The sequence below is a fragment of the Desulfovibrio mangrovi genome, assembly GCF_026230175.1.
Classification (GTDB): domain Bacteria; phylum Desulfobacterota; class Desulfovibrionia; order Desulfovibrionales; family Desulfovibrionaceae; genus Halodesulfovibrio; species Halodesulfovibrio mangrovi.
On record NZ_CP104208.1, the window covers coordinates 992,822 to 1,014,856 of the forward strand.

At 54.3% G+C, this 22,035-nt stretch carries 21 protein-coding genes; 18 read left to right on the forward strand and 3 right to left on the reverse strand.

Going from position 1 to position 22,035, the window contains the following annotated elements:
- The first annotated feature begins 24 nt into the window (after positions 1-24).
- From hpf to N1030_RS04570, 7 genes are all read left to right on the forward strand, one after another.
- The gene (gene hpf / locus N1030_RS04540) at positions 25-564 is read left to right on the forward strand and encodes a ribosome hibernation-promoting factor, HPF/YfiA family (RefSeq protein WP_265827953.1); all 540 of its coding nucleotides are present in this window, start codon (positions 25-27) and stop codon (positions 562-564) included.
- Positions 565-575: 11 nt separating this feature from the next.
- The gene (locus tag N1030_RS04545; RefSeq protein WP_265827955.1) at positions 576-1,025 is read left to right on the forward strand and encodes a PTS sugar transporter subunit IIA; all 450 of its coding nucleotides are present in this window, start codon (positions 576-578) and stop codon (positions 1,023-1,025) included.
- A gap of 14 nt (positions 1,026-1,039) precedes the next feature.
- On the forward strand, positions 1,040-1,927 hold the full coding sequence (rapZ, locus tag N1030_RS04550; RefSeq protein WP_265827957.1) for an RNase adapter RapZ: 888 nt from the start codon (positions 1,040-1,042) through the stop codon (positions 1,925-1,927).
- Between the two features lie 56 nt (positions 1,928-1,983).
- Complete coding sequence (locus tag N1030_RS04555; protein ID WP_265827959.1) at positions 1,984-2,421, forward strand: PTS sugar transporter subunit IIA; 438 nt, start codon at positions 1,984-1,986, stop codon at positions 2,419-2,421.
- Between the two features lie 6 nt (positions 2,422-2,427).
- Complete coding sequence (locus tag N1030_RS04560; RefSeq protein WP_265827960.1) at positions 2,428-2,889, forward strand: PTS sugar transporter subunit IIB; 462 nt, start codon at positions 2,428-2,430, stop codon at positions 2,887-2,889.
- A gap of 28 nt (positions 2,890-2,917) precedes the next feature.
- Entirely contained in the window at positions 2,918-3,583 is a 666-nt protein-coding gene (locus tag N1030_RS04565) for a PTS sugar transporter subunit IIC (protein ID WP_265829017.1), read from the forward strand.
- A gap of 154 nt (positions 3,584-3,737) precedes the next feature.
- The gene (locus tag N1030_RS04570; protein ID WP_265827961.1) at positions 3,738-4,658 is read left to right on the forward strand and encodes a manganese-dependent inorganic pyrophosphatase; all 921 of its coding nucleotides are present in this window, start codon (positions 3,738-3,740) and stop codon (positions 4,656-4,658) included.
- 80 nt (positions 4,659-4,738) lie between these two features.
- Here the strand turns inward: N1030_RS04570 and N1030_RS04575 are convergent, their stop codons facing one another.
- Positions 4,739-5,860 (reverse strand): tRNA nucleotidyltransferase/poly(A) polymerase-related protein, encoded by a 1,122-nt coding sequence (locus N1030_RS04575; protein WP_265827963.1) that lies wholly within the window; start codon positions 5,858-5,860, stop codon positions 4,739-4,741.
- Positions 5,861-5,925: 65 nt separating this feature from the next.
- Between N1030_RS04575 and N1030_RS04580 the strand changes: the two genes are divergently transcribed.
- The 3 genes from N1030_RS04580 (at position 5,926) to N1030_RS04590 (ending at position 14,469) form a co-directional block, all read left to right on the forward strand.
- A complete protein-coding gene (locus N1030_RS04580; protein ID WP_265827965.1) occupies positions 5,926-6,861 on the forward strand; it encodes a biotin--[acetyl-CoA-carboxylase] ligase in 936 nt (311 codons plus the stop codon).
- Between the two features lie 63 nt (positions 6,862-6,924).
- Entirely contained in the window at positions 6,925-10,638 is a 3,714-nt protein-coding gene (locus tag N1030_RS04585) for a pyruvate carboxylase (RefSeq protein WP_265827966.1), read from the forward strand.
- 252 nt (positions 10,639-10,890) lie between these two features.
- Complete coding sequence (locus tag N1030_RS04590; RefSeq protein WP_265827967.1) at positions 10,891-14,469, forward strand: PEP/pyruvate-binding domain-containing protein; 3,579 nt, start codon at positions 10,891-10,893, stop codon at positions 14,467-14,469.
- Between the two features lie 386 nt (positions 14,470-14,855).
- Here N1030_RS04590 and N1030_RS04595 read toward each other — a convergent pair whose 3' ends face one another.
- The gene (locus tag N1030_RS04595; protein ID WP_265827970.1) at positions 14,856-16,166 is read right to left on the reverse strand and encodes a M23 family metallopeptidase; all 1,311 of its coding nucleotides are present in this window, start codon (positions 16,164-16,166) and stop codon (positions 14,856-14,858) included.
- 106 nt (positions 16,167-16,272) lie between these two features.
- A complete protein-coding gene (locus N1030_RS04600; RefSeq protein ID WP_265827972.1) occupies positions 16,273-16,701 on the reverse strand; it encodes a CBS domain-containing protein in 429 nt (142 codons plus the stop codon).
- 197 nt (positions 16,702-16,898) lie between these two features.
- Here N1030_RS04600 and N1030_RS04605 point away from each other — a divergent pair, with 197 nt between their 5' ends.
- From N1030_RS04605 to N1030_RS04640, 8 genes are all read left to right on the forward strand, one after another.
- Positions 16,899-17,540 (forward strand): protein-L-isoaspartate(D-aspartate) O-methyltransferase, encoded by a 642-nt coding sequence (locus N1030_RS04605; RefSeq protein WP_265827974.1) that lies wholly within the window; start codon positions 16,899-16,901, stop codon positions 17,538-17,540.
- 10 nt (positions 17,541-17,550) lie between these two features.
- On the forward strand, positions 17,551-18,129 hold the full coding sequence (locus N1030_RS04610; RefSeq protein ID WP_265827976.1) for a YqaA family protein: 579 nt from the start codon (positions 17,551-17,553) through the stop codon (positions 18,127-18,129).
- A gap of 134 nt (positions 18,130-18,263) precedes the next feature.
- Positions 18,264-19,166, forward strand: a complete 903-nt coding sequence (locus N1030_RS04615) for an Mrp/NBP35 family ATP-binding protein (RefSeq protein WP_265827978.1) — start codon at positions 18,264-18,266, stop codon at positions 19,164-19,166.
- Positions 19,167-19,215: 49 nt separating this feature from the next.
- Positions 19,216-19,818: a transglycosylase SLT domain-containing protein gene (locus N1030_RS04620; protein WP_265827980.1), complete on the forward strand. Its 603-nt coding sequence runs from the start codon at positions 19,216-19,218 to the stop codon at positions 19,816-19,818.
- Positions 19,799-20,353: a CDP-diacylglycerol--glycerol-3-phosphate 3-phosphatidyltransferase gene (pgsA, locus tag N1030_RS04625; protein ID WP_265827982.1), complete on the forward strand. Its 555-nt coding sequence runs from the start codon at positions 19,799-19,801 to the stop codon at positions 20,351-20,353. The genes N1030_RS04620 and pgsA overlap by 20 nt, the downstream gene beginning before the upstream one ends.
- 108 nt (positions 20,354-20,461) lie before the next feature.
- A complete protein-coding gene (locus tag N1030_RS04630) occupies positions 20,462-20,734 on the forward strand; it encodes a hypothetical protein (protein ID WP_265827983.1) in 273 nt (90 codons plus the stop codon).
- Positions 20,735-20,736: 2 nt separating this feature from the next.
- Positions 20,737-21,063 carry an FtsB family cell division protein gene (locus N1030_RS04635; RefSeq protein ID WP_265827985.1) on the forward strand — a complete coding sequence of 109 codons (327 nt, stop codon included), beginning with the start codon at positions 20,737-20,739 and terminating at the stop codon, positions 21,061-21,063.
- Positions 21,047-21,961, forward strand: coding sequence for a tetratricopeptide repeat-containing protein (locus tag N1030_RS04640; protein ID WP_265827987.1), 915 nt, complete (start codon positions 21,047-21,049; stop codon positions 21,959-21,961). The genes N1030_RS04635 and N1030_RS04640 overlap by 17 nt, the downstream gene beginning before the upstream one ends.
- The last annotated feature ends 74 nt before the right edge of the window (positions 21,962-22,035 follow it).

Genomic DNA, 22,035 nt, shown 5'->3' on the forward strand with positions numbered 1-22,035 from the left:
TCTCGAACATTTAAGGAGGCATATATGAACATCGCATTCACATTCAAGAACTTCGAGCCTTCCGATCATCTGAAGAAGTATGCCCGCCGTCGTTTTGAAAAGCTTGGCAAGTTCCTGCAGCCGCACGGTAAGTCGGAAATGCAGGTGGGAATGAGCGTTGACAATTACCGTCACAGAATTGATGTGACGCTGGTTGCCGACAACCTGAACCTCTCTGCCAATGAGAAGTCTGAAGATATGTATGCAACGGTTGACCTGGTCTTTGACAAGCTCTCTTCCCAGGTGAAGAAGCATGTGGAGAAGGGCAAGGATCACCGTCGCGGTGCAGAGATGGCTCTGCGTGAAGACATCTTCAGCTATGCTGATACCGGTGCCGGTCGCGAACGTACCATTGTCGGTACTGACCGCTTTACCCCCAAGCCGATGGGGATTGACGAAGCCGCTCTGCAGCTCGACTCCCTGGACTATGAGTTCCTTGTGTTCCTGAATGCCGAGACGGAGCGCGTAAACGTCATCTACCGTCGTGAAAACGGAGACTTCGGTCTCATTGATCCGACCTTCTAGGATTCTGAAAAATGAAACTGGGTGATTACCTGGATAAAGAAATGATTCTGCCCGAGCTGACCGCCAGCACCAAAGAGGAGGTGCTGGCGGAGCTCGTTGCGGCCGTGGTCAAGGCAAACCCGAATCTGGACAGTGAGCGTGTTCTCGCTGTTCTCAAGGAACGGGAAAGCCTCGGAACCACAGGCATAGGCGATGGCATTGCCATCCCGCACGGCAAGCTCGACACTCTGGACAAGATTATCCTCGTTGCTGGCCGCAGTACTTCCGGCGTGGACTTTGAATCGCTGGATTTCAAGCTCTGCAATATCTTCTTTCTTGTCCTTGCTCCGGAACAGGTGGCCGGAGTACATCTGCGCATTCTGGCTCAGATTTCCCGCCTGCTGAAGGACAAGGAATTCAGAAACGCCATTATGTCTGCCTCCGGCGTTGATGAACTCTGGCAGCTTCTTGCCGACGCCTGAGGACGCCACGCATTATGGACTCTACTTCTCCGTCATTTCCCGTCCTTGTCGTCACCGGGTTGTCCGGTGGCGGCAAGAGTACCGTTCTCAAGGTCTTCGAGGATCTGCGTTACTATACGATTGACGGACTCCCCGTATCCCTCGCCATGCAGTTGGTCTCCATTCTTGATGAACGGAGTCTGGCCAAGTATCGTGGTCTGGTGCTGGGAATGGACCTGCGCCATTTCGAGTTCGACAGCGGTTTTCATGCCATTCTGCAGGCAATGCGGGACAAGGGGGTGGCTCCTGCGATCATATTCATGGAAGCACGGCCCGACGTAATAGTCCGTCGTTACAAGGAAACACGTCGTCCGCATCCTCTTGAGAGCGGCGGACTGGGCCTTGAACAAGCCATGGAGACTGAACGTAAGCTGCTTGAGCCGGTCCGCGCCATGGCCGATCTTGTAATCGATACTTCCGATTATTCCATTCATGATATAAGGCGGGTCATCCAGCAGAAATGGACCATTATCGAGGGCAACAGGCGCAGCATGCGCGTGCATTTGTTGACCTTCGGCTTCAAGTACGGCACACCTGCCGAGGCCGATATGGTGTTCGACCTGCGTTTTCTGCCTAACCCTCATCATGAACCGGATCTTCGGCCCCTTTCCGGAAAAGACCCCGTCATATCAAAGTATGTGCTCGGTTCCGGCGTGGGGAAGGAATATCTGGAGCGTCTGACAGAATTCCTGCACTTCACGTTGACGCAGATGGAGTCTGAAGGGCGTTACCGCGCCACAGTCGCCATTGGCTGCACGGGGGGCAGGCACCGGTCGGTCGCCGCAGCTGAAGCCCTTTTTGAGGCTTTGAAAAACTTTGATTTTGCTGTATCCATTGAGCACCGGCATATGGAGCTGGTCTAGCTTCGTCAGAACGCACTTTTTGCCTATTATTTCCGCCGGTGGAGAATACTGCCCACATGACTGAATCCATTAAAGAAGTTGCCCCTGTCGGCGTGGTTATCGTTACCCACGCTGATTACGGTTCCGCTCTGCTGCGTGCTGCGGAAGTCATTCTTGGTACGCAGGACGACTGCGGTACGGTGAGTGTTGACGGTACGCAGGAAGTTGCGCAGACCGTTGCCCGCCTCAAGGAAACCGTTGCCCGTGTAGACAAGGGCAGGGGAGTTCTCATTCTCACCGACATGTTTGGTGGCACCCCCACCAACCTGAGCCTTTCTCTGCTCAGTTCCGGCAATGTTGAAGTGCTTACGGGGGTGAACCTTCCCATGCTGCTCAAAGTGTTCGGTTGCCGGAAGATGGATCTGCATAAACTGGCGGAAGAAGCCAAGACTGCGGGCGACAAGGGAATTGTCGTGGCAGGCGAAGTGCTGCGCCGAAAGGTTAAACACGGGTAGCGCGCCATGCAGTGGGTTCGTATAGACAACAGGCTCATACACGGGCAAGTCATCGAAACCTGGCTGCCCTACACACGCGCAAAGCGCCTTCTGGTCGTCAATGATGAAATGGCGGCCGATGATTTGCAGCAGCAGATCGCCTCACTGGCTGTTCCCGGCCGCATCAAGGCAGATTTCATTCACGTGCACTCCCTCAAGGATTACGCAACAAAGCATGCTGGCGAGATGCAGGATACCCTGGTTCTCGTAGCTAATTGCGGTGATGCGAGGCGTATTCTCGAGAATGGTTTTTCCTTTTCTGTGCTGAATATCGGCAATCTTCATTATTCCCCGGGCAAGAAGCAGCTATGCGCTCATGTGGCCGTAACCGAGGAAGATGAGGCCTGTCTGCGCTTTTTCTGCAAACGCAGCGTTGAGCTGGACTTCCGATGTGTTCCCAATGAGCCGGTCCAAGTCAAGGGGTGGTAATAATGGATAGTCTTCTTCCTTCCGTCCTCTGGGTAGCTCCCCTCGCTTTTTTTTTGCCTTCTCGTCTGTTCTGCGATTTGCGCTGAATTTTGGCTTTCTGGAGCGCCCGCTCGCTGCCGGCTTCCTGTGGGGAGTCGCAACAGGAGAATGGGCGCTGGCCATTCACGTTGCCATTTTCTTTGAGCTCATCTGGCTCGACCTGTTCCCCGCCGGTACGTACATTCCCCCCAATGCTGTAGCCTCAATGCTGCTTACTCTGGGTGTTTCTCGCTACTTCAATATTCAGGACGCCTCGCTGCTTGCTTTTCCCATGCTTGTCAGCCTGCCTGCCGCATTGCTTGCATCACGTATTGAATACTGGCAGCGCAAAATGCAGAACGCCGGGTACAACCGGCTTATCCAGTGGGGCAGAAAAGATGTGGAGGACAGCGAGCCGGGCCGGATTCTTTTCCGCTCACTCCTGCAATCCTTTGTCATGCATGTGGCGTTCTTCTGTCTCTGTCAGCTTGTGCTTATTGGCACGATCAGAGGTTTGTCCTGGTATCTTGGTCACCTGCCGGTAATTAATGGGGTGGAGTGGCTGCATCTCTGGTTCGTTGCAGGGCTTGGCGGCGTCATGTCTCTTCGTGTCCGACGTTCCTACTTCGTATTCGCGCTCGGCCTTGTCTCCATTGTCCTGATCGGCATTGCCTGATTTCGCTTTGAACTTCTGATTTTTCCAAAAAAAATGGGGCCTACCCCCTTGCTCCCACTTGGCAGACTTTTATGTTTGTGCTATTTGGCACAAACTATTTTAGGAAGAAGGCGAGCTAATCGCATAGTCAAACCCAATTTGGAGGAGTTTTACCATGGCAATTCTCGTTATGGGTCATATGAACCCCGATACCGACTCTATCATTTCCGCTATCGCTATCGCTGACCTGCTCAGCAAGCGCGGCATGGAAGCCAAGGCTGTTGCTCAGGGCGAAGTGACCCCCGAGTCCGCTTTCGTTCTCGCAAAGTTCGGCCTGACCGCTCCCGAAGTTGTTACTTCCGTTGCCGGCCAGAAGCTGTGGCTCGTTGACACCACCGACGGTGCTCAGCTGCCCGCAGACATCAAGGACGCTGAAGTTGTTGGCGTTGCCGACCACCACAAGCTGGGTGACGTAACTACCTCCAACCCCCTCGAAATGTGGGTATGGCCCGTAGGCTGCTGCGGCACCGTTATCAAGGCCATGTACGACTTCTACGGTGTTGAAGTGCCCAAGGGCATCGCAGGCGGCCTGCTCTGCGCCATCCTGTCCGATACCGTTATGTTCAAGTCCGTTACCACCACCGATGCTGACAAGAAGGCTGTTGCCGAACTCGCAGCTATCGCCGGCGTAACCGACACCACCGCAGTGGGCATGGAAATGTTCAAGGTGAAGTCTGCTGTTGACGGCGCTTCCATGGAATCCCTCGTATTCCGTGACTACAAGGACTTCGACATGAACGGCAACAAGGTTGGCATCGGCCAGCTCGAAGTTGTTGACCTGTCCATGCTGGACGCAGTGAAGGACGGCCTGTACGCAGAAATCCAGAAGGTGAAGGCTGCTGGCCGTCACTCTGTATTCCTGCTCCTGACCGACATCATGAAGGAAGGCTCTGAAATGCTGATCGTTTCCGACGATCCTTCCGTAGTTGGTAAGGCCTTCGGCGTTGAAGCAACCGGCAAGAGCGTATGGCTCGACGGCGTTATGAGCCGTAAGAAGCAGGTTGTTCCCAACTTCGAAAAGGCTTTCAAGGGCTAATCAAACAGCCTGTTGATTGAATGCCAAGGCCCGGTGCGTTTCGCACCGGGCCTTTTGTGTTCAGTGGGGCAGCAGCAAGCTTATCGCCGGATTCGGCTCAAGGCAACGCAACGCATTTCGCGAAGCCGTATGCCTGATTCCGGCCCCTTGTTCCGAAGCTCATCCGGCAGAACGACATTAAGGATTACCTCCCGGTCCTTACTCATGGTGTCAGAATGGTCAACGCCGCAGTCAGCCTTGATCAGTCGGCAAAATGATTCCAGCAGGCTGTGCTTGTTGATTTCCATGAGCAGGTCCACGCGTGTGCCAGCTTTTAACGACGGGTATGCTCCGCATTTCATATGTTGCCGAGCGGCAACCATGCCCGCCCGCATGAGTCTGTTGGAAAGCTTTAGGCGAGTTCCAAGTGCCCATGCCTCTTCCTCTCCCCGGTGTTCATGCTTATAATGATGAGGAAGCACTTCTGCCGGAGTCTTTGTTTTACCCAAATCATGACAGAGAGCCATGTAAACGGCTGTTGGGTCGCCCGCACATTGATCCATGACCTGCGCCGTGTGGACCAGCACGCTCTCCCGATGATAGGGTAGGGGGCCTGCCGGAACATCGGCCGCGCCTTGCAGTTCCTTGAACCATGGGCTCAGGCAGTTTGCCTCCTGCAGGACTCGAATGAATGTGCCGGGCATGGAAGTGTGCAGGGCCTTGAATAGTTCGCCTGCCACACGTTCCGGTGTCATCTGGTCAAGGATGCCGGAAGAGCCGATGTCGCGCATTTGTTGCAGCAGATCCGGGTGGATGGTGAATTCCGGGAGGTCTGCAGCAAAGCGGGCAGCTCTGAAAACACGTATGGGATCATCCTGTAGTGCGGTCGGATTGGTTGCCCTCAGTGTTCGGTTGCGCATATCCGCAAATGCCTGAGGATGAGCATAGAGTTTGCCGTTTGGATCAAGCGCAAGGGCGTTGATTGTAAAATCCCGCAACAACAGGTCTTCGTGGATAGACTTTCCACGTAGTGGGGCATGTTCAAGGCCATGAAGTATGCAGATTGAAAAATCATTTCCAGCCTTGCGTGCCGAGGGATTGCGGCATATAAACCCTTCCACGGTGTCCGCGAAGGCATAATCATATTCGTGCGGAGTGCGCCCGAGCAGTATATCCCTGACAGCTCCGCCCACTAAATATTCTTCCATTCCGGTAGTATGCATGTAGCCTATTCCGATGATCTTATTCGTTAAAAGCTTGATGACGGCATTCTATCAGGTGTGGCGTAATGTTGTATATCCTTAAAGACGGTCTTTCTGATGTGGCTTCGCCCCTTTCTCCAGAGGAGTTGGCAGACTCCTCTCCGGTGTGGGGTGATGAAATACGCAGTGCCCGATGGGCAGAGTGCGAGTTGAACGGGCTCCGGCTGTGGGCAACCTCTGATCTTTCTGTCCGGAAAGAGGAGAGGGGCAGTGCGGAGGCTGAACAATCCGTATTCATATGCGGTGCCTGCTCATCTAGTCTGGATGTTGTACGGATTCTGGCGCGGGAAGGACTTGTTTCGGAGTGGGATTCAGTTCTGGCTCTATCGCAATCTGCCGGACGGGGGCAGTTGCGCAGGCCGTGGAGTTCTCCTGCCGGTAACATCTATTCCGCACTCAGGCTGCCGTATGGGACTCCCCATCTGGATGACATCGCTTCGCTGACTGTGGGCTATCTGTTGGCAGAGGCATTCAGCGCGCAGGGTGTGCGCGTGGCGTTGAAATGGCCGAATGATTTGTTGCTGGGAGATAAGAAAACAGGCGGAATTTTGCTGGAAGATGTTGGTGGGGCGTTGTTCGCCGGAATAGGCGTAAACGTCGTATCCAGCCCCCCTGTGAGAGAGCTGAGGGATGGTTGGGCTGTGCCCGCTACGAACCTGAGGGAAGAAGGCTTTGACCTTTCCGTGACGACCTTGTGGCAAACGCTTGTGAATCAGGTACGTTTTTGTTATGAGACGCAGGTTGTTCGCTGCAACAGAGAAGAGTTGACTAGACGCGTGCAATTACATCTTGCCTGGGTGGGCCGTGAAATCATCATTCACGGTGGAGATGAGGAGTATCGTCCGGGCAGGCTATTGGGTGTCAACGAAAACGGAGCGCTCCGTCTTCTCCTGTCCGGTCACGAATATGCTGTTCATTCAGGCAGCATTGCCCTCTCGTCACATACAGACCTTCCCATTTGATGTTTCGGCTCGCCCTTTAACCCGGTGGCACTATGTCTCCGGATATTGGTATACGAGGATTGAATGGCCAAAAAGACGTTTCATCAGGTTTTGGACGAAGTGAAGGGCAAGCCAATTCTGGTTGCCAACCGCGGTATTCCCGCACGCCGCATCTGTCGTTCCATTCGTGAGCGGTTCGATGGAATCGCCATCATGACTGCGACTGACGTCGATAAAACGTCTCCGGCCGCCTCTGCCGCACAGGAGCTTCTGCTCCTCGGCAAAGATCCCAGAGGATATCTGGACATCGACCGGATAATCGACCTTGCGAAGAAGCGTGGCGTGGTCGCCATCCACCCCGGTTGGGGCTTTGCTTCCGAAGACGACACGTTCCCCAAACGTTGTGCCGAAGAAGGCATCATCTTCATCGGTTCTTCCGCTGAGGCAATGAATCTGCTTGGCAACAAGGTGCAGGTGCGCCGCATTGCCAAGAAGATTGGCGTGCCCGTTGTGCCCGGTTCCGAAGGTGCCGTGGACGTTCCGCTTGCCCGTGAACTTGCCGAGGAGATCGGCTTCCCCATCATGCTGAAAGCAGAGGGTGGCGGCGGTGGTCGCGGTATTTTCCTTGTACAGAATCAGGAAGAGCTGGAATCTGCCTTCATCAAGGCTTCCACCATGGCACAGGCCTCCTTCGGCAACCCCCGCGTGTATGTCGAAAAGTACCTTGCCTCTGTCCGGCATATTGAAATTCAGGTCATCGCGGACAAATACGGCAACGTATTCGCCTTTGACGAGCGCGATTGCACCGTGCAGCGTAACCACCAGAAATTGGTGGAAATCACGCCTTCTCCCTCTCCGCTCATTACGCCGGAACTGCGCGCCCAGCTTAAGGACTACTCCCGCAAGCTGGTGCTTGAAGTAGGCTACGATTCTCTGGCGACCGTTGAGTTCCTCGTTACCGCAGAAGGTGTTCCTTATCTTATTGAAGTAAACACCCGTCTGCAGGTGGAACACGGCATCACGGAATGCCGCTACGGCATCGACCTGGTGGAAGAGCAGATCGCCGTTGCCTTTGGTGCCGAATTGCGTCTTACCGAGGAAAACTGCCCGCCCGCACAGTGGGCCATTCAGTTGCGCATCAACTGCGAAGACCCGCAGGCCAACTTCTCGCCCAACTGTGGTGTGGTTTCCCGTTACGTTTCGCCCGGCGGCCCCGGCATCCGTATCGACTCCAACCTCTCTGCAGGCTACGAATTCCCCTCCAACTACGACTCGGCAGGGGCTCTGCTCATTGCCTACGGCCGTGGCTGGAACAAGGCGCTGGGAACCATTGAACGAGCGTTGAACGAGTACGCCATCGGCGGCGTGAAGACCACGATCCCGTTCTTCAAGCAGGTCATCAAGCATCCCAAGTTCCGCGATGCATCCTATGACACCAACTTCATCGCCAAGACTCCCGAGCTGCTTTGTTACACCGATGTGGCTCCGGAAGCCCTGCGTCTTTCCCGTCTCATTGCAGGCATCAGTGCCAAGGGATTCAATCAGCACGTTCTGCTGGGTGATTATCGCACGCCGGATACTCCCCGTGTTGGCAACGGCAAGTTTGAACCTGTTCTGCCCGCCATCCCCGCCAAGCAGCTCAAGGCTGAACCTCCGTATCCCCGGGGGGACCGCAAGGCTCTGCTGGATTACGTGCGCGATTCCGACTTCGTGCATTTCTGCGACACCACCCCGCGTGACATTACGCAGTCCAACTCCGGCAACCGTTTCCGTCTTGCAGAAGACATGATGATTGCTCCGTATCTGGATAACTGTGGGTTCTTCTCCATTGAAAACGGTGGCGGTGCTCATTTCCACGTGGCCATGATGGCCAACATGACCTATCCCTTCACCGAAGCGGAGCAGTGGAACCGCGTTGCTCCCAAGACGTTGAAGCAGATTCTCATCCGCTCCACCAACGTGCTGGGGTACAAGCCGCAGCCGCGCAATCTCATGCGCCTGACCGGCGAAATGATTTGCGACCACTACCATGTTATCCGCTGTTTCGATTTCCTGAACCACGTGGACAATATGCGTCCGTTTGCGGAAGTGGCCATGAGCAGAAAGGAAGTGGTCTTTGAACCCGCCATTTCCCTTTCCTGGGCCAAGGGCTTTGATGTTGAGCACTACCTTGGCGTCACCGCAGCCATCCTGAAGATGGTGAGCGATGTTGCCGGTGTGGGCGAAAACAAGGCCAGCGAGATGATCATTCTCGGCCTCAAGGATATGGCCGGGGTCTGCCCGCCCAGATTCATCTCCGCACTCGTAGCAGCGCTGCGCAAGAGATGGCCCAAGCTGGTACTGCATTGCCACAGACACTACACCGACGGTCTGTTCGTGCCTTCCGTAGGTGCAGCGGCCAAGGCAGGCGCACACATCGTGGATACCGGCATCGGCGCAGCAGTGCGCTGGTACGGTCAGGGCGAAGTGCTTTCCACTGCCGCCTACCTTGAGGATGAACTCGGTCTCAAGACCAATCTCAATAAGGACATGATCCGCGAGTGCAACTTCGCGCTCAAGCAGATCATGCCGTACTACGATCGCTATACCGCGCCGTACTTCCAAGGTATTGACCATGACGTTGTAGAACACGGCATGCCCGGCGGTGCCACTTCGTCCTCGCAGGAAGGAGCCATGAAGCAGGGGTATATTCACCTGCTGCCGTACATGCTCAAGTTCCTTGCAGGTACCCGCAAGATCGTGCGTTACCATGACGTGACCCCCGGGTCTCAGATCACGTGGAATACGGCGTTCCTCGCGGTGTCCAGCGCCTACAAGCGCGGCGGCGAAAACGAAGTGAAGTACCTTCTCAGCGTACTTGATGAAGTGAACAAGATGGATGCCTGTCAGGATTGCCAGGCAGAACTGGCTGAAGCGCGTCTTGCCCTTTATCAGGACAGCAATGACGCCTTCCGTGATCTGCTGCTCGGCAAGTTCGGCAAGCTGCCCCTCGGATTCCCTCCGGATTGGGTATACCAGAGCGCCTTCGGCGACGACTGGAAGCAGGCCATTGCCAAGCGTACCGAACAGTCTCCGCTGGAAATTCTTTCCGACATGGATCTTGTTGCCGAAGAGAAGAGCTTCATCGAACACATCAAGCGCAAGCCCACTGATGAAGAGTTCGTCATGTATCTCAATCATCCCGGTGACGCGCTCAAGACCGTTCAGTTCCGTAACGAATTCGGTAACCCCAATCAGGTGCCGCTGGACGTATGGTTCGAAGGTCTTGAAACCGGCCGCGAGTTGCAGTTTGTAGATAGCAACAAGAAGCCGCATACCATGACCATTCTGCACAAAACCACTCCGGACAAGTCCGGCAAGAGTGTTGTGCGATATGTGCTCGATTCCGAAATGCTCAGCTACGACGTTCAGGTCGCGCTGCCGCAAGAGGAAGAAGGCATCGGATATGAAAAGGCCGACAAGAACAACAAGAACCATGTTGCCGCTCCTTCCAACGGCGACCTCTGGGTCATGTACGTTCACCCCGGCGATTTGGTGAAAAAGGGCGAAGAGCTCTTCAATATCTCCATCATGAAGCAGGAAAAGGCCGTTCTGGCTCCTGTTGACGGCATGGTGGTTCGTGTAGTCAAGACCGCAGACTTCAAGGAAAACAAGGTCATGGTTCCCGTCAAGGAAGGGGAGCTGCTTGTTGAACTTGGCCCTGTGCCCCGCCGATGTGCAAACGAGGAGTGCCAACGTCCTCTTACCACTGAAGGCGGCGGCTTCTGCCCCTTCTGCGGCGTGAAACTGGAAGCGTAATTGGATAGCCGCCCGCCGGGTTGACCGTGCGGGCGGCATTGAGCGTTGAAACGGCCTATCGCGTCATTATATCAATGCAATCATCATTGACGCGAGTAACCATCAGAGATACATAGGACAATGCCTATACGTGACAGTTAATTCCTAGCCAGATTCAGACTGTTAATGGATGGGGCATCGGGTCCCCGTGAAGTCAACGTTTCCGGTTTTCAACGAAAGGCGCATTCGTCTTTCACCCAAGGAGTAACTTATATGGCCAAAACCAAGGCTGAAGAGGCCAAGGCCACCAAGGCCCCCGCGGCAGTGAATGTAGAAGAGATCAAGAAGAAGCTGGTTCTTACCGGTGCCGATATTGTCACTATAGGTGAAGAAGCCGAGCTCTGGGTTGGGGGCAAGAACTACAACACTGCCATCATCAGTCAGGTGCCCGGCATCCGCGCACCGCAGTTTCGTGCCATTTCCTCCATCGCCTTCCATAAGGTGTTGGATGAAACCAAGGTGAATGCCTCTCTCGTGCGTTCCATCGTCGATAAGGAATATAATCGTATCGACTGGAACGACCCCGAGATTAACAAGGATTCTGATTTTCTGCAGAAGTTTGTACGTAATCTCGCTAAGGAGATTCGTGCCGAAGTTCAGGCTACCGGTGTTACCAATCAGCTCAAGACCCGTACCTTCGTGAACAACGTGGTTGAAGGTTTTGCAACTTCTCCCGAAGGTATCGACCAGCTCCGCAAGCGTTCCGTGCTTGTTCAGGCCGGTATTCTTTCCGTTGAGCTGCCCAAGGAAGTCAACGAATGTGTGCGTCAGGCATACAACGATATTTGCAAGGAAGCAGGTGGCGAAGACGTTCCTGTAGCCGTGCGTTCCTCCGCCGCAGGTGAGGATTCCCGCAAGAAGGCCTTTGCCGGCCTGCAGGATACCTATCTGAACATCGTGGGCGAAACCATGTGCGTTGAGGCCTATCATTGGGACTGCGCATCCGCCTACAACCTGCGTTCCATGACTTACCGCCGTGAAGCCATTCTCGATGCCATGGCCAAGGCCGAAGAAACTGGTGACGAGTCCATCGCCATCAAGGCCAAGGAAGAGTGGGCAATCGAGAATACCTCTCTGTCCGTGTGTGTCATGCGCATGATCAACCCGGTCATCTCCGGTACCGCGTTCTCTGCTGATACCGCGACCGGTTGCCGCGGTACCGCACGCAAGGACCTCGTCTCCATCGACGCCAGCTACGGCCTGGGCGAAGCGGTGGTAGGCGGTATGGTTACCCCAGACAAATTCTACGTGTTCAAGCGTGACGACCAGCAGGAAGTGGTCATCCGCCAGATGGGCTGCAAGGACAAGAAGATCGTATATGATGAGAAGGGCGGCACCAAGATGGTCAAGGTGCCGGACAACGAATCGTATCGCTGGTCCCTGTCTCTTGCTCAGGCTGAAGAAGTCGCCAAGGGTGTCCGCAATATCTCCACCGCCTATGGCGGCATGATCATGGACACCGAATTCTGCATCGACAGCTCCGATCGTCTGTGGTTCGTTCAGGCTCGTCCTGAAACCCGCTGGAACGAAGAGCTGGAACTGCATCCCCACACCATCTTCATGCGCCGTCTGGAAGTGGATGCCAAGGCCGCTGCCGCTGCCGAAGTCATTGTGGAAGGCAACGGTGCCTCCCGTGGCGCAGGGCAGGGCAACGTCAAGTTCCTGCGTTCCGCTCTGGAACTCAACAAGATCAACAAGGGCGACATCCTTGCTGCCGAACGTACCGACCCTGACATGGTACCCGGCATGCGCATCGCCGCCGCCATTCTCGCAGACGTGGGCGGCGACACCAGCCACGCGGCCATTACCTCCCGCGAACTGGGTATTCCCGCCATCATCGGCATCCAGCGCATTGAAGCCCTGCGCGCTCTCGACGGTCAGGACGTGACTGTAGACGGTACCCGCGGCAAGGTTTATCGCGGATTGCTGCCCCTGAACGAGGTCGGCGGCGAGATGGATCTTTCCAAACTGCCCGCAACGAAGACCAAGGTCGGCCTTATTCTCGCTGACGTGGGACAGGCCCTGTTCCTTTCCCGCCTGCGCAGTGTGGACGATTTTGAAGTGGGCCTGCTGCGCGCCGAATTCATGCTCGGTAACGTTGGCGTTCACCCCCGTGCTCTGGAAGCCTATGACCACGGCGAGCTGGATCATGTGGTTAACGCCAAGATCAAGGAACTTGATGCAAGACTGACCAAGCTGCTGCGTGAACAGCTGGCAGCCGGTATTGTCGGCGTCGACATGAAGCTGCGTGATTACGTGGGCCACCTGACTGGGCTGGCGCTTGAAATTGCCCGCCTCACCGAGCAGGAAAACCTGCGTGGTACTGACGAGGTGCTGGCTGTTCACCGCAAGATGCGCGAGCTTGACCACAAACTCGATGACTACGTAGCTTACGCAACCCGTCGTCTGGACGTGTTGAAGACGTCTGCCGACCTCTATGAGCATGTACTGTGCGTCATGGGCTTCAAGGACGAAATCGCCGTTCTCAAGGGCAACGATCCCGAAACCAAGCGCCGTCTTGCCGAGATCGATGCCATCGTGAAGACCCGCGTGGAAGAAGCTTCCAAGATTCCTGCAGTGGCTGAAATGATCAAGAAGATCAAAGCGCTGCGCGATGAAGTGGCACTTACTACTGGTATGAAGAAGGAAATCGAGGATATCCGCCACATCCCCGAGAAGATCCGTGAGATCATCCGTGCACGCGGCTTCCGTTCCGGCAAGGAACATTACGTGCAGACCTTGGCGCAGGGCCTTGCTCTGTTTGCCATGGCCTTCTACGGCAAGGATATCATCTACCGTACCACCGACTTCAAATCCAACGAATACCGTAACCTGCTCGGCGGTTCGCTCTTTGAACACTTCGAAGACAACCCCATGCTCGGCTACCGCGGTGTTTCCCGTAACCTGCACGACTGGGAACTGGAAGCCTTCAAACTCGCCCGTGGCGTGTTCGGCGGCACCAACCTGCAGATCATGCTTCCCTTCGTACGTACTCTGGAAGAAGGCCGCTCCATGCGCCGTTATCTGGAGCAGGTACACAAGCTCAAGAGCGGTGTGGATGGTCTCAAGGTCATCCTCATGTCCGAAATTCCGAGCAACGCCATTCTTGCCAAGGAATTCATCAAGGAATTCGACGGATTCTCCATCGGTTCCAACGACATGACCCAGATGGTGCTGGCTACCGACCGCGATAACGCAAGCCTCTCTCATATCTATGATGAAGAGGATCCTGCCGTAGTCTGGGCCATTCTCAGCACGATCTTCACCGGTCAGAAATTCGGCAAGAAGGTTGGTTTCTGCGGGCAGGGCGTGTCCAACAGCGTTATCCTGCGCGGTCTTGTGGCCATTGCAGGTATCGTTTCCGCCTCTGTTGTTCCGGATACCTACTACCGCACCAAGATCGACATGGCTGCTGTTGAAGGCGAGAACATTCCTCCCAGCAAGCTTGGTGAATGGCTTGGTACCCAGTTCCTCAACAAGGTGCGCTCCTTGCTTGAAAACAACGGTTACGGCCATATCCTGAAAAAGTACAAGACCGCCAAGGACTTGATGGATTGGTATGAAGGCGAACTCTGCCGTCTGCACGAGCAGCTTCGCGACTCCATTGAAACGCCCAAGGAAAAGTTCTACCGTCAGGAGCTGGAACAGTTCCGTGCCACCTTCCATAAGCCTGTTATTTATGCAGGTTGGGATTGGAGCCAGACGGTTGAAGATGCACTGCATCAGGCCGGGTTTGCTAACTTTGAAGAGCAGGCCAAGGCTCTTGAAGCGCAGCGCGCAGCCAAGTGGTAGCAGCACGCCTGTATTGATACGGACAACGGGGCAGTCGAAAGGCTGCCCCGTTTTTTTATTCTGTCGTCAGTGGCAACAGCCTATATGAACCTCTTTGCTTCCGTGTCCTGTGGTCGCTTAGCGCATGAGGAGCCAAGAATCATCTCAGCCCGAAATGCGTTACCATAAAGGGTAGACGCCTTTATTGAACGTAAAATAGTTCGTAATTTCAGTAGGACTTTAACTATTTTGCAACACTTAAAGTAGATCTTGGCCCGTGTTTGCAACTGTACTGGCAGCCATCTGGCCACCTGAGCAGAGCAGATACCAGATATTTTGCGATACAAAAAAGGCAGCCTCCCATACAGGAGGCTGCCGTGAATGTCTGGCGCGCCAGAACGATATGACTAGTTCAGACGACCGGTGATGTTGTCCTGAATCCAGTGCGGGTCGAACCATTCGAGCGGGGTAACAGGGATGCCCGAGACGGTAACGCCATAGTGCAGGTGATCTCCGCCGGCCATACCGGTCAGACCGGTCTTGCCGAGGATGTCACCTTGTAGCACGCTCTGGCCGGGTTGCACTGAAATCTCGGAAAGGTGTGCATAGAGCGTCTGCAGGCCCATGCCATGGTCTACAATAACCACCTGACCGTATATCCCCATGTTGTCTGCAAAAACGATTTTTCCGTTATTGGCGGCAGGCACGGGGGCATGGCGCGTTGAGGCAAGGTCGTGTCCGAGATGGTATTGCTGGTCAACCTCCACGCCGTTGTATACGTATGTGCGTTTTTCTGCGAAACGGGCACGGTTGGCGGCGTTGGGCAGACGCATGAAGGCGCCTTTCCAGAGCATTTCGGGCGAAGTCTGCAGACCGATAGAAATGAGCGATGCACGGTTTGCTACGCGCATATCGCGGTTGACCTTGAGGAAGCGTTCCACGTGAGTCATTTCGCCGGGGAAATCCTGTTCAAACTCGGGCATTTTGGTGGAAAGGAAGGATTCGCTCAGATTGATGCGGTCGGCGGTAAAATCGCGGCCCAGAGGGTAGACGGCAAGAGGTCTGTCATAGGCGTTTCCGGCCAGATCCTTGGCAACGAGACGCGGATTGTATTCCTCAACGGTCATGTAGTACGGGAAGGCGAAGAAACACATGTGGTTGCCGGAGCTCTGCTTGTAGCCGGGGAAGAATGTGTCACCGATCTGAACGCCGGTGGAGGAGACTTCCTCGGATACGGAGTAGGCAACAACACCTACGCCGCCACGGCGGACATAGGGAGGCATGGTAATAACCGACACTCTGGGAGGCGTATTGTCCAGACGGTACGAATACTCGCGGGTTGCGGTATTCCCTTTGCCAAAGGCCGCAAAGGAGCCGTCAGAGGCTTTCACGATGAGTTCAAAAGCTCCTTCCTGCAGGCTTACGGACGAAAGGTTGATAGTCTCTTTGCGTTCCGGGAGCCGGTCCATCCAATCCTGTTGGTAGATGGTGCTCGTGGTGGTATTCTTTCTGATGAGAACAGTAAGATTTTTAAGGCCGGAGGCGTGGTCGGCAAGTGCAATTTCCAGAACGGAGTTCTTGCTCAAACGTCCGTCGCCGGGAGTGACGGTGATAAGAGGAGCCTGCTGGTCCTTGAGCAGCAGATAGCCCCCGCCACCTACAGCACCTAGCAATATGATGAAGAAGAGGGTCAGTAGAATACTTTTGGGCTTGGACATTATGGTTCCTTACTAGATGGCTCGTCGTGCATCATCATGATGCGGTTAAAGGCAAGAGAAAAGCCATCCTTGCGGATGGCTGATTAATAGCCGCCATAATCTGCCCCTACAGAGCTTCCACAGCATCCATAAGGGTAATAGTCAATTTGAGAAAGTCCGCTTCGGTGAGAATGCCGACAAGGCGGTCATTATCCACTACGGGAAGACATCCGTATTTGTGGTTGAACAGGATTTCGGCAGCATCGCGCAGGCGAGTCTCCGGCGCAACGATCAGCACGTCCGTACGCATGATTTCGCTCACCGGAATGCCGGAGTCAATCTCGTCCTGAACGTCCTGTCCCACATCCGCAAAGCGGGATACGGTGGAGGAGAGCAGGTCGCGATGTGTCAGCAGCCCGAGAAAGTATCCAGGCTCATCCACAATGGGAATATGGCGGATGCGCGCAAGGTTCATGAGGGAACGGGCGGTTTTAAGGGAGTCAGTCTGCTTCAATGTAAACAGGTTGGTGGACATGAGGTCGCTGACGTACAGCATGATATAGCTCCCGTGTTTGAAGTGTACGGTTCCAATTTTCGCACACTCTGGGCGTATGTCAAGGGAGTCCATTTTGTTGACTTGGAAGGAAAAATCTGCTTCTCAAACCAAGCACGTTTATTTTGACATACAGGTGAAAGACGTTCAAAGTTCCCAGGGCTGTTTGCATAGAATAAGAAAAGGGGTTCGGCGGTTTGATGGTTGATATGCGGCGTAACCGCGACAGAATGATACGTGAACAGTTGGAGGCCCGTGGCATTTCTGACCAGCGGGTTCTTTCAGCTATGCGCAAGATTCCGCGCCACCTGTTTGTTCAGGAGGCGCTTCGCCTGCAGGCGTATGAAGATCACCCGTTGCCCATAGGGTACGGCCAGACAATCTCGCAGCCCTATATTGTTGCCTACATGTCGGAGCAGCTTGAGGCAGCTCCGGGCATGAGCGTTCTGGAAATTGGCACCGGTTCGGGCTATCAGGCCGCAGTGCTTGCTGAAATGGGCCTTGATGTCTATTCGGTGGAACGCCTCAGGGAACTGCACTTCGCCACACAGAAGCTGCTGCGCGAACTCAAGTACTACCATATTCGTCTCAAGCTGGACGATGGTACCATGGGCTGGCCGGAAATGGGGCCTTTTGACCGCATCATCGTCACGGCAGGCGGGCCGACAATTCCCGAGCCTCTTGTGCACCAACTCGCTGACCCCGGTATGCTGCTTATTCCCGTGGGCAAGAACAAGCGTTCGCAGCAGCTTGTCCGTATACGCAAACAGAATGGCGATGTGACTCTTGAGCGTCTTTGTGGCGTTGCATTTGTAGATTTGGTCGGAACTCACGGATGGTAGCCCCTTGGGCATGATACAAAAATATCTCGACAAACTGTGGCGAGTAGCGGAATCGCAGGGGGCCCTTCGGGTACTTGCGGCTGTCTCCTTTACTGAATCGATTTTTTTCCCGCTGCCGCCGGATCTGCTCCTCATTCCCATGGCCCTTGCCCAGCGCAAGCAGGCCTTCCGCCTTGCCGCCATATGTCTGTTTACCTCTTTGTTCGGCGGTATTTTGGGGTATGCCATAGGCTATTTCTTCATGGATATTGTGGGGATGCCCATCATCCATTTTTATGGTCTTGATGATAAATATCTTATCATCAAAGAGTGGTATGATACCTACAGCGCCTGGGCGGTAGCAGCGGCTGGGCTTACGCCCATTCCGTACAAGCTGTGTACGCTTACGGCAGGCGCATTCCACATCGATTTTCTGGTGTTCATCATCGCCTCCACCCTCAGTCGGGGACTGCGCTTTTTTGCCATTGCCGGCCTGATTTATATGTTTGGTGAACAGGCCCGTTATTTTCTGGAAAAAAGATTCGATCTGGTGCTGCTGGCTACTCTCATACTCGGTATAGCCGGATTTGTGGCCATTAAGTATCTGTAACGGAATGCCCGAAGGGGCAGGGGACGTCCACCGCTCTTGACGGTGGCGTATTGTTGATTACATCTTCGGACAACACGTTCCGTTGCGGCAGCAATGCCGGTAGCCGCGGACGCTTTCGATAAAAGGAGAATGGTATGTCTTCATGCAGTGGATGCTCTTCATCGGGCGGCATTCAGCCCGGTACGGAAATAAAGGCGAGCGCCAAGCAGAATATTCAGGATGCCCTGATCTCTTCTACGCTGGACAAGATTCGCTACAAGCTTTTCATCATGAGCGGCAAAGGCGGTGTGGGTAAGAGTTCCGTCACCGTCAATACCGCAGCGGCTCTTGCGGCGAGAGGCTACAAGGTAGGCATTCTCGACGTGGATATTCATGGTCCCAGCGTTCCCAACCTGCTTGGAGCAACGCAGCTCGGCCTTGAGGCCGACCGCGGTGGCCTGCTGAACCCCGCACAGGTCAACGAGAACCTGTGGGTTGTTTCCATGGACTCCCTGCTGAAGGACAAGGATACCGCCGTGCTCTGGCGTGGTCCCAAGAAGACTGCGGCCATTCGTCAGTTCGTTTCCGACGTCAACTGGGGCGAGCTGGACTTCCTGCTCATCGACTCCCCTCCCGGCACCGGTGATGAACACATGACCGTGCTCAAGACCATTCCTGAAGCCCTGTGTGTGGTTGTTACCACGCCTCAGGAAATTTCTCTTGCCGACGTACGCAAGGCTATCAACTTCCTGCAATACGCCAACGCCAACGTGCTTGGCGTGGTTGAAAACATGAGCGGCCTTGCCTGCCCCCATTGTGGCGGCGAGATCACTCTGTTCAAGAAGGGCGGCGGCAAGGAGCTTGCCGAACGCTATGGCCTTGAGTTTCTCGGCAGCGTGCCCCTTGATCCTGCCACTGTTGTGGCCGCAGACAAGGGCGTGCCCGTGGTGATGCTCGAAGAGGATTCTCACGCCAAGACCGGATTCCTCAATCTTGCCGACAACATTGTAACCGCGCTGGATCGCAGTCTGGAAGCCATTTCCAGTTCCAACGCCTAGCGGGTAACGCATGCAAAGCCGCAACCACGGCAGGTTCGCAGTGGCTCGGATGACTCTGACGGTCTTCCTGCTCAGCTGTGTCCTGCAGGTTGCGGCTTTTACCGTTTCCTTCGCCGAAACGATATATTATTGGAAAGACCCTGCGGGCATTTACCACTTCTACAAGGATCCGCCGAAAGGGTTTGTTCCAAGAGTAAAGAAAGAGTCATCCCCGAGGCAGAGTAAGAAATCCCTTTCGAAACGCCAGATCGACAAACTGGCTGAGGTGTTCGGAAGACGACACCGGGTGAACGCCGACCTTGTGCGCGCCGTCATAGAAGTTGAGTCTGATTATGACCCTCGCAGCATATCTTCGGCTGGTGCACAGGGACTGATGCAGATAATGCCCGAAACCCAGAAAGACCTCGGGGTGGACAATCCTTTTGACCCGGTTGAGAATGTCGAGGCCGGAGTCCGTTATCTGCGCATGATGCTTGATCGCTTTAAGGATGTGCAACTTGCACTTGCCGCGTATAATGCGGGTCCTTTAACTGTGGAAAAATACGGAGGCATACCTCCCTTTGCGGAAACAAGGAAGTATGTTATCCAAGTGCTGAAACGTTATCGATACAACCGCTCAAAGGCCAGACAGAATGTTCAATTTAGCCAATAAAATTACGCTTGCCCGTATTCTCATCGTACCTTTCATCGTTGTGCTCCTGTATTTCCCCGGCAAGGTTACTGGTCTGATAGCGTTTTTCCTTTTCTTTGTGGCCTCGGCAACCGACATGCTGGACGGCTTTATTGCGAGAAGAGAAGGGCAGGTTACCAGCTTCGGCAAATTCCTTGATCCGCTTGCAGACAAGCTGCTCATCAGCTCTGTACTGGTCATGCTGACCTATCTGGGATGGGTTCCCGCATGGGTTACCATCGTCATCATCTGCCGTGAGCTGATTGTGACCGGCCTGCGTGCCATGGCAGCCGATGAAGGCATCGTCATTGCCGCTGACAAGTATGGAAAAATCAAAACCATCCTGCAGATGTTTGCATGCGCTCCTTTAATTATTCATGAGCCTCTCTTTGGTATTCCCATGCAACCTATTGGAGAGATTCTTCTTTACATAGCGCTTGTTCTCACTGTATTTTCTGGTGGAAACTACCTGTACGGTTTTTATGGCAATTGGTTACGAGAAACCGCCAAAGGGTAACAGACGGTACTGCCGGCGCCCGGTTACGAGTGGCGCGACACGAACGCCTGAACACAGCTGCGACTTCTGTCTTGTCAGTCGGGTTGTATTCCTCAAGGGGGGTTGAACATGCAAGAGTATGAAGAGCTGCAAAGCAGATTGCGAAACTGCCTGCAGACAATCCTTGAGCTTGAGCCTGATTTGGAAGGACTGGAACTCGGTCAGGATCTCATGAAGGAATTTGGCCTGCTCAAGTCCTTCATGGAGAAACTGGAGGATGTGGACCTGCAGGAAGAGGATGTGCGCCGCATAGAAACTGCGACAGCGAACTTCCTTGAAGAACTTAAAGGGCCTTTGTCTAATCTACGGGAAAAGAATTCCGGCAGGCGGTTCTTACATTAATCATGTTCTGGAAGCGTATAGTTCTAGGCGGGCTGATAGCCCTGAATATATTCCTCTTCGTGCGTATGCTGGTCAGCGACCAAGGCCTATTCGCGTACAGGGAGCTCAAGGCTGACTATATCGCTCTTGAAGAGCAGTTGGCGGAAGTGCAGCAGAAGAATCTGGCACTGAGTCAGGAAATACGCCTGCTGCAATCTGACTCCGGTTATATTCAGAGGGTTATTCGACAGCGTTTGAATTTTGTTAAGGATAACGAAATTCTGTATATTTTTCCGGATACAACCACAGAGGGTACAGCAGGAGCCGCGCAGGATGAAGGCAAAGATTAAGTGGTATCAGGAAGTGCTGGAGCTTGAACCGAGCTCCAAGGTTTTCTTCCCCCTTGCCAGACTGTTTGCTGAAAACGACCAATACGCCGAAGCGGTGGCAACCCTGAAACAGGGGTTGGAGCGCCACCCGGAACACTTTGAAGCCCGTATGCTGCTGATAGACTGCCTTGGCAGATTGGGCGCAAACGACAAGCTCGCTGCAGAGATTGCTTCCGTGGGCGAAGTCTTGAGCAAGTACCCGTCTTTCTGGAAGAACTGGGCAGCCGAGCAGGCGGCCACCCCTGATGGCAGGGACGCAGCTCTTGCGCTTTCCTTCCTTTCCGCCACGTTCAGCAATACCGATATTTCATGGTCCGCCATTATTGAGCAGGGACTGCGCAGTGTTATGCGCGGCGATTATGCTGCCCCTGCTGCTCAAGTTGCCACTGCCCCTTCTTCTGTTTCGCAGGTGATTGAAGAGATCGACGAGGACGTTGAAGACGCACCCGCTGTCATCGAAGAGGTAGAAGAACCTGTTCTGCGCAGTCACGCACAGTTTACGGAAGCAGAGACTGTCGCCTACATGGGCTTGGCCAGAGAGTCTGACTCCTTTGATGACGGAGAGGAGCATGAAGACGAACCTTTTTCCCTGCGCACTCTTACCATGGCGCATGTCCTGGCAGAGCAGGGCGACATCAAGGGGGCGTTGGATATCTGCGACGAACTTGATGCTTCCGCTCAGACAGACACGGAACGTCGCAGAGTCAACGATTTTCGCAACTCATTGACCAGCACTGACAAATCTTCAGTCCAAGTCTCACAGACAAAGGAAGATGCCCAGCCGCTGCAGGGCAAAACCAAGCTAATCAATACGTTGGAAATGCTGGCAGAAAGACTGGAAGCACGCGCAGCCCGATGAAAGGCTGCGTTTTCGTGTAAAAGGTTTTCCCGTTGCCGTTTCTTATTTCCGACCAAGTTCATATCAGGAGCGTA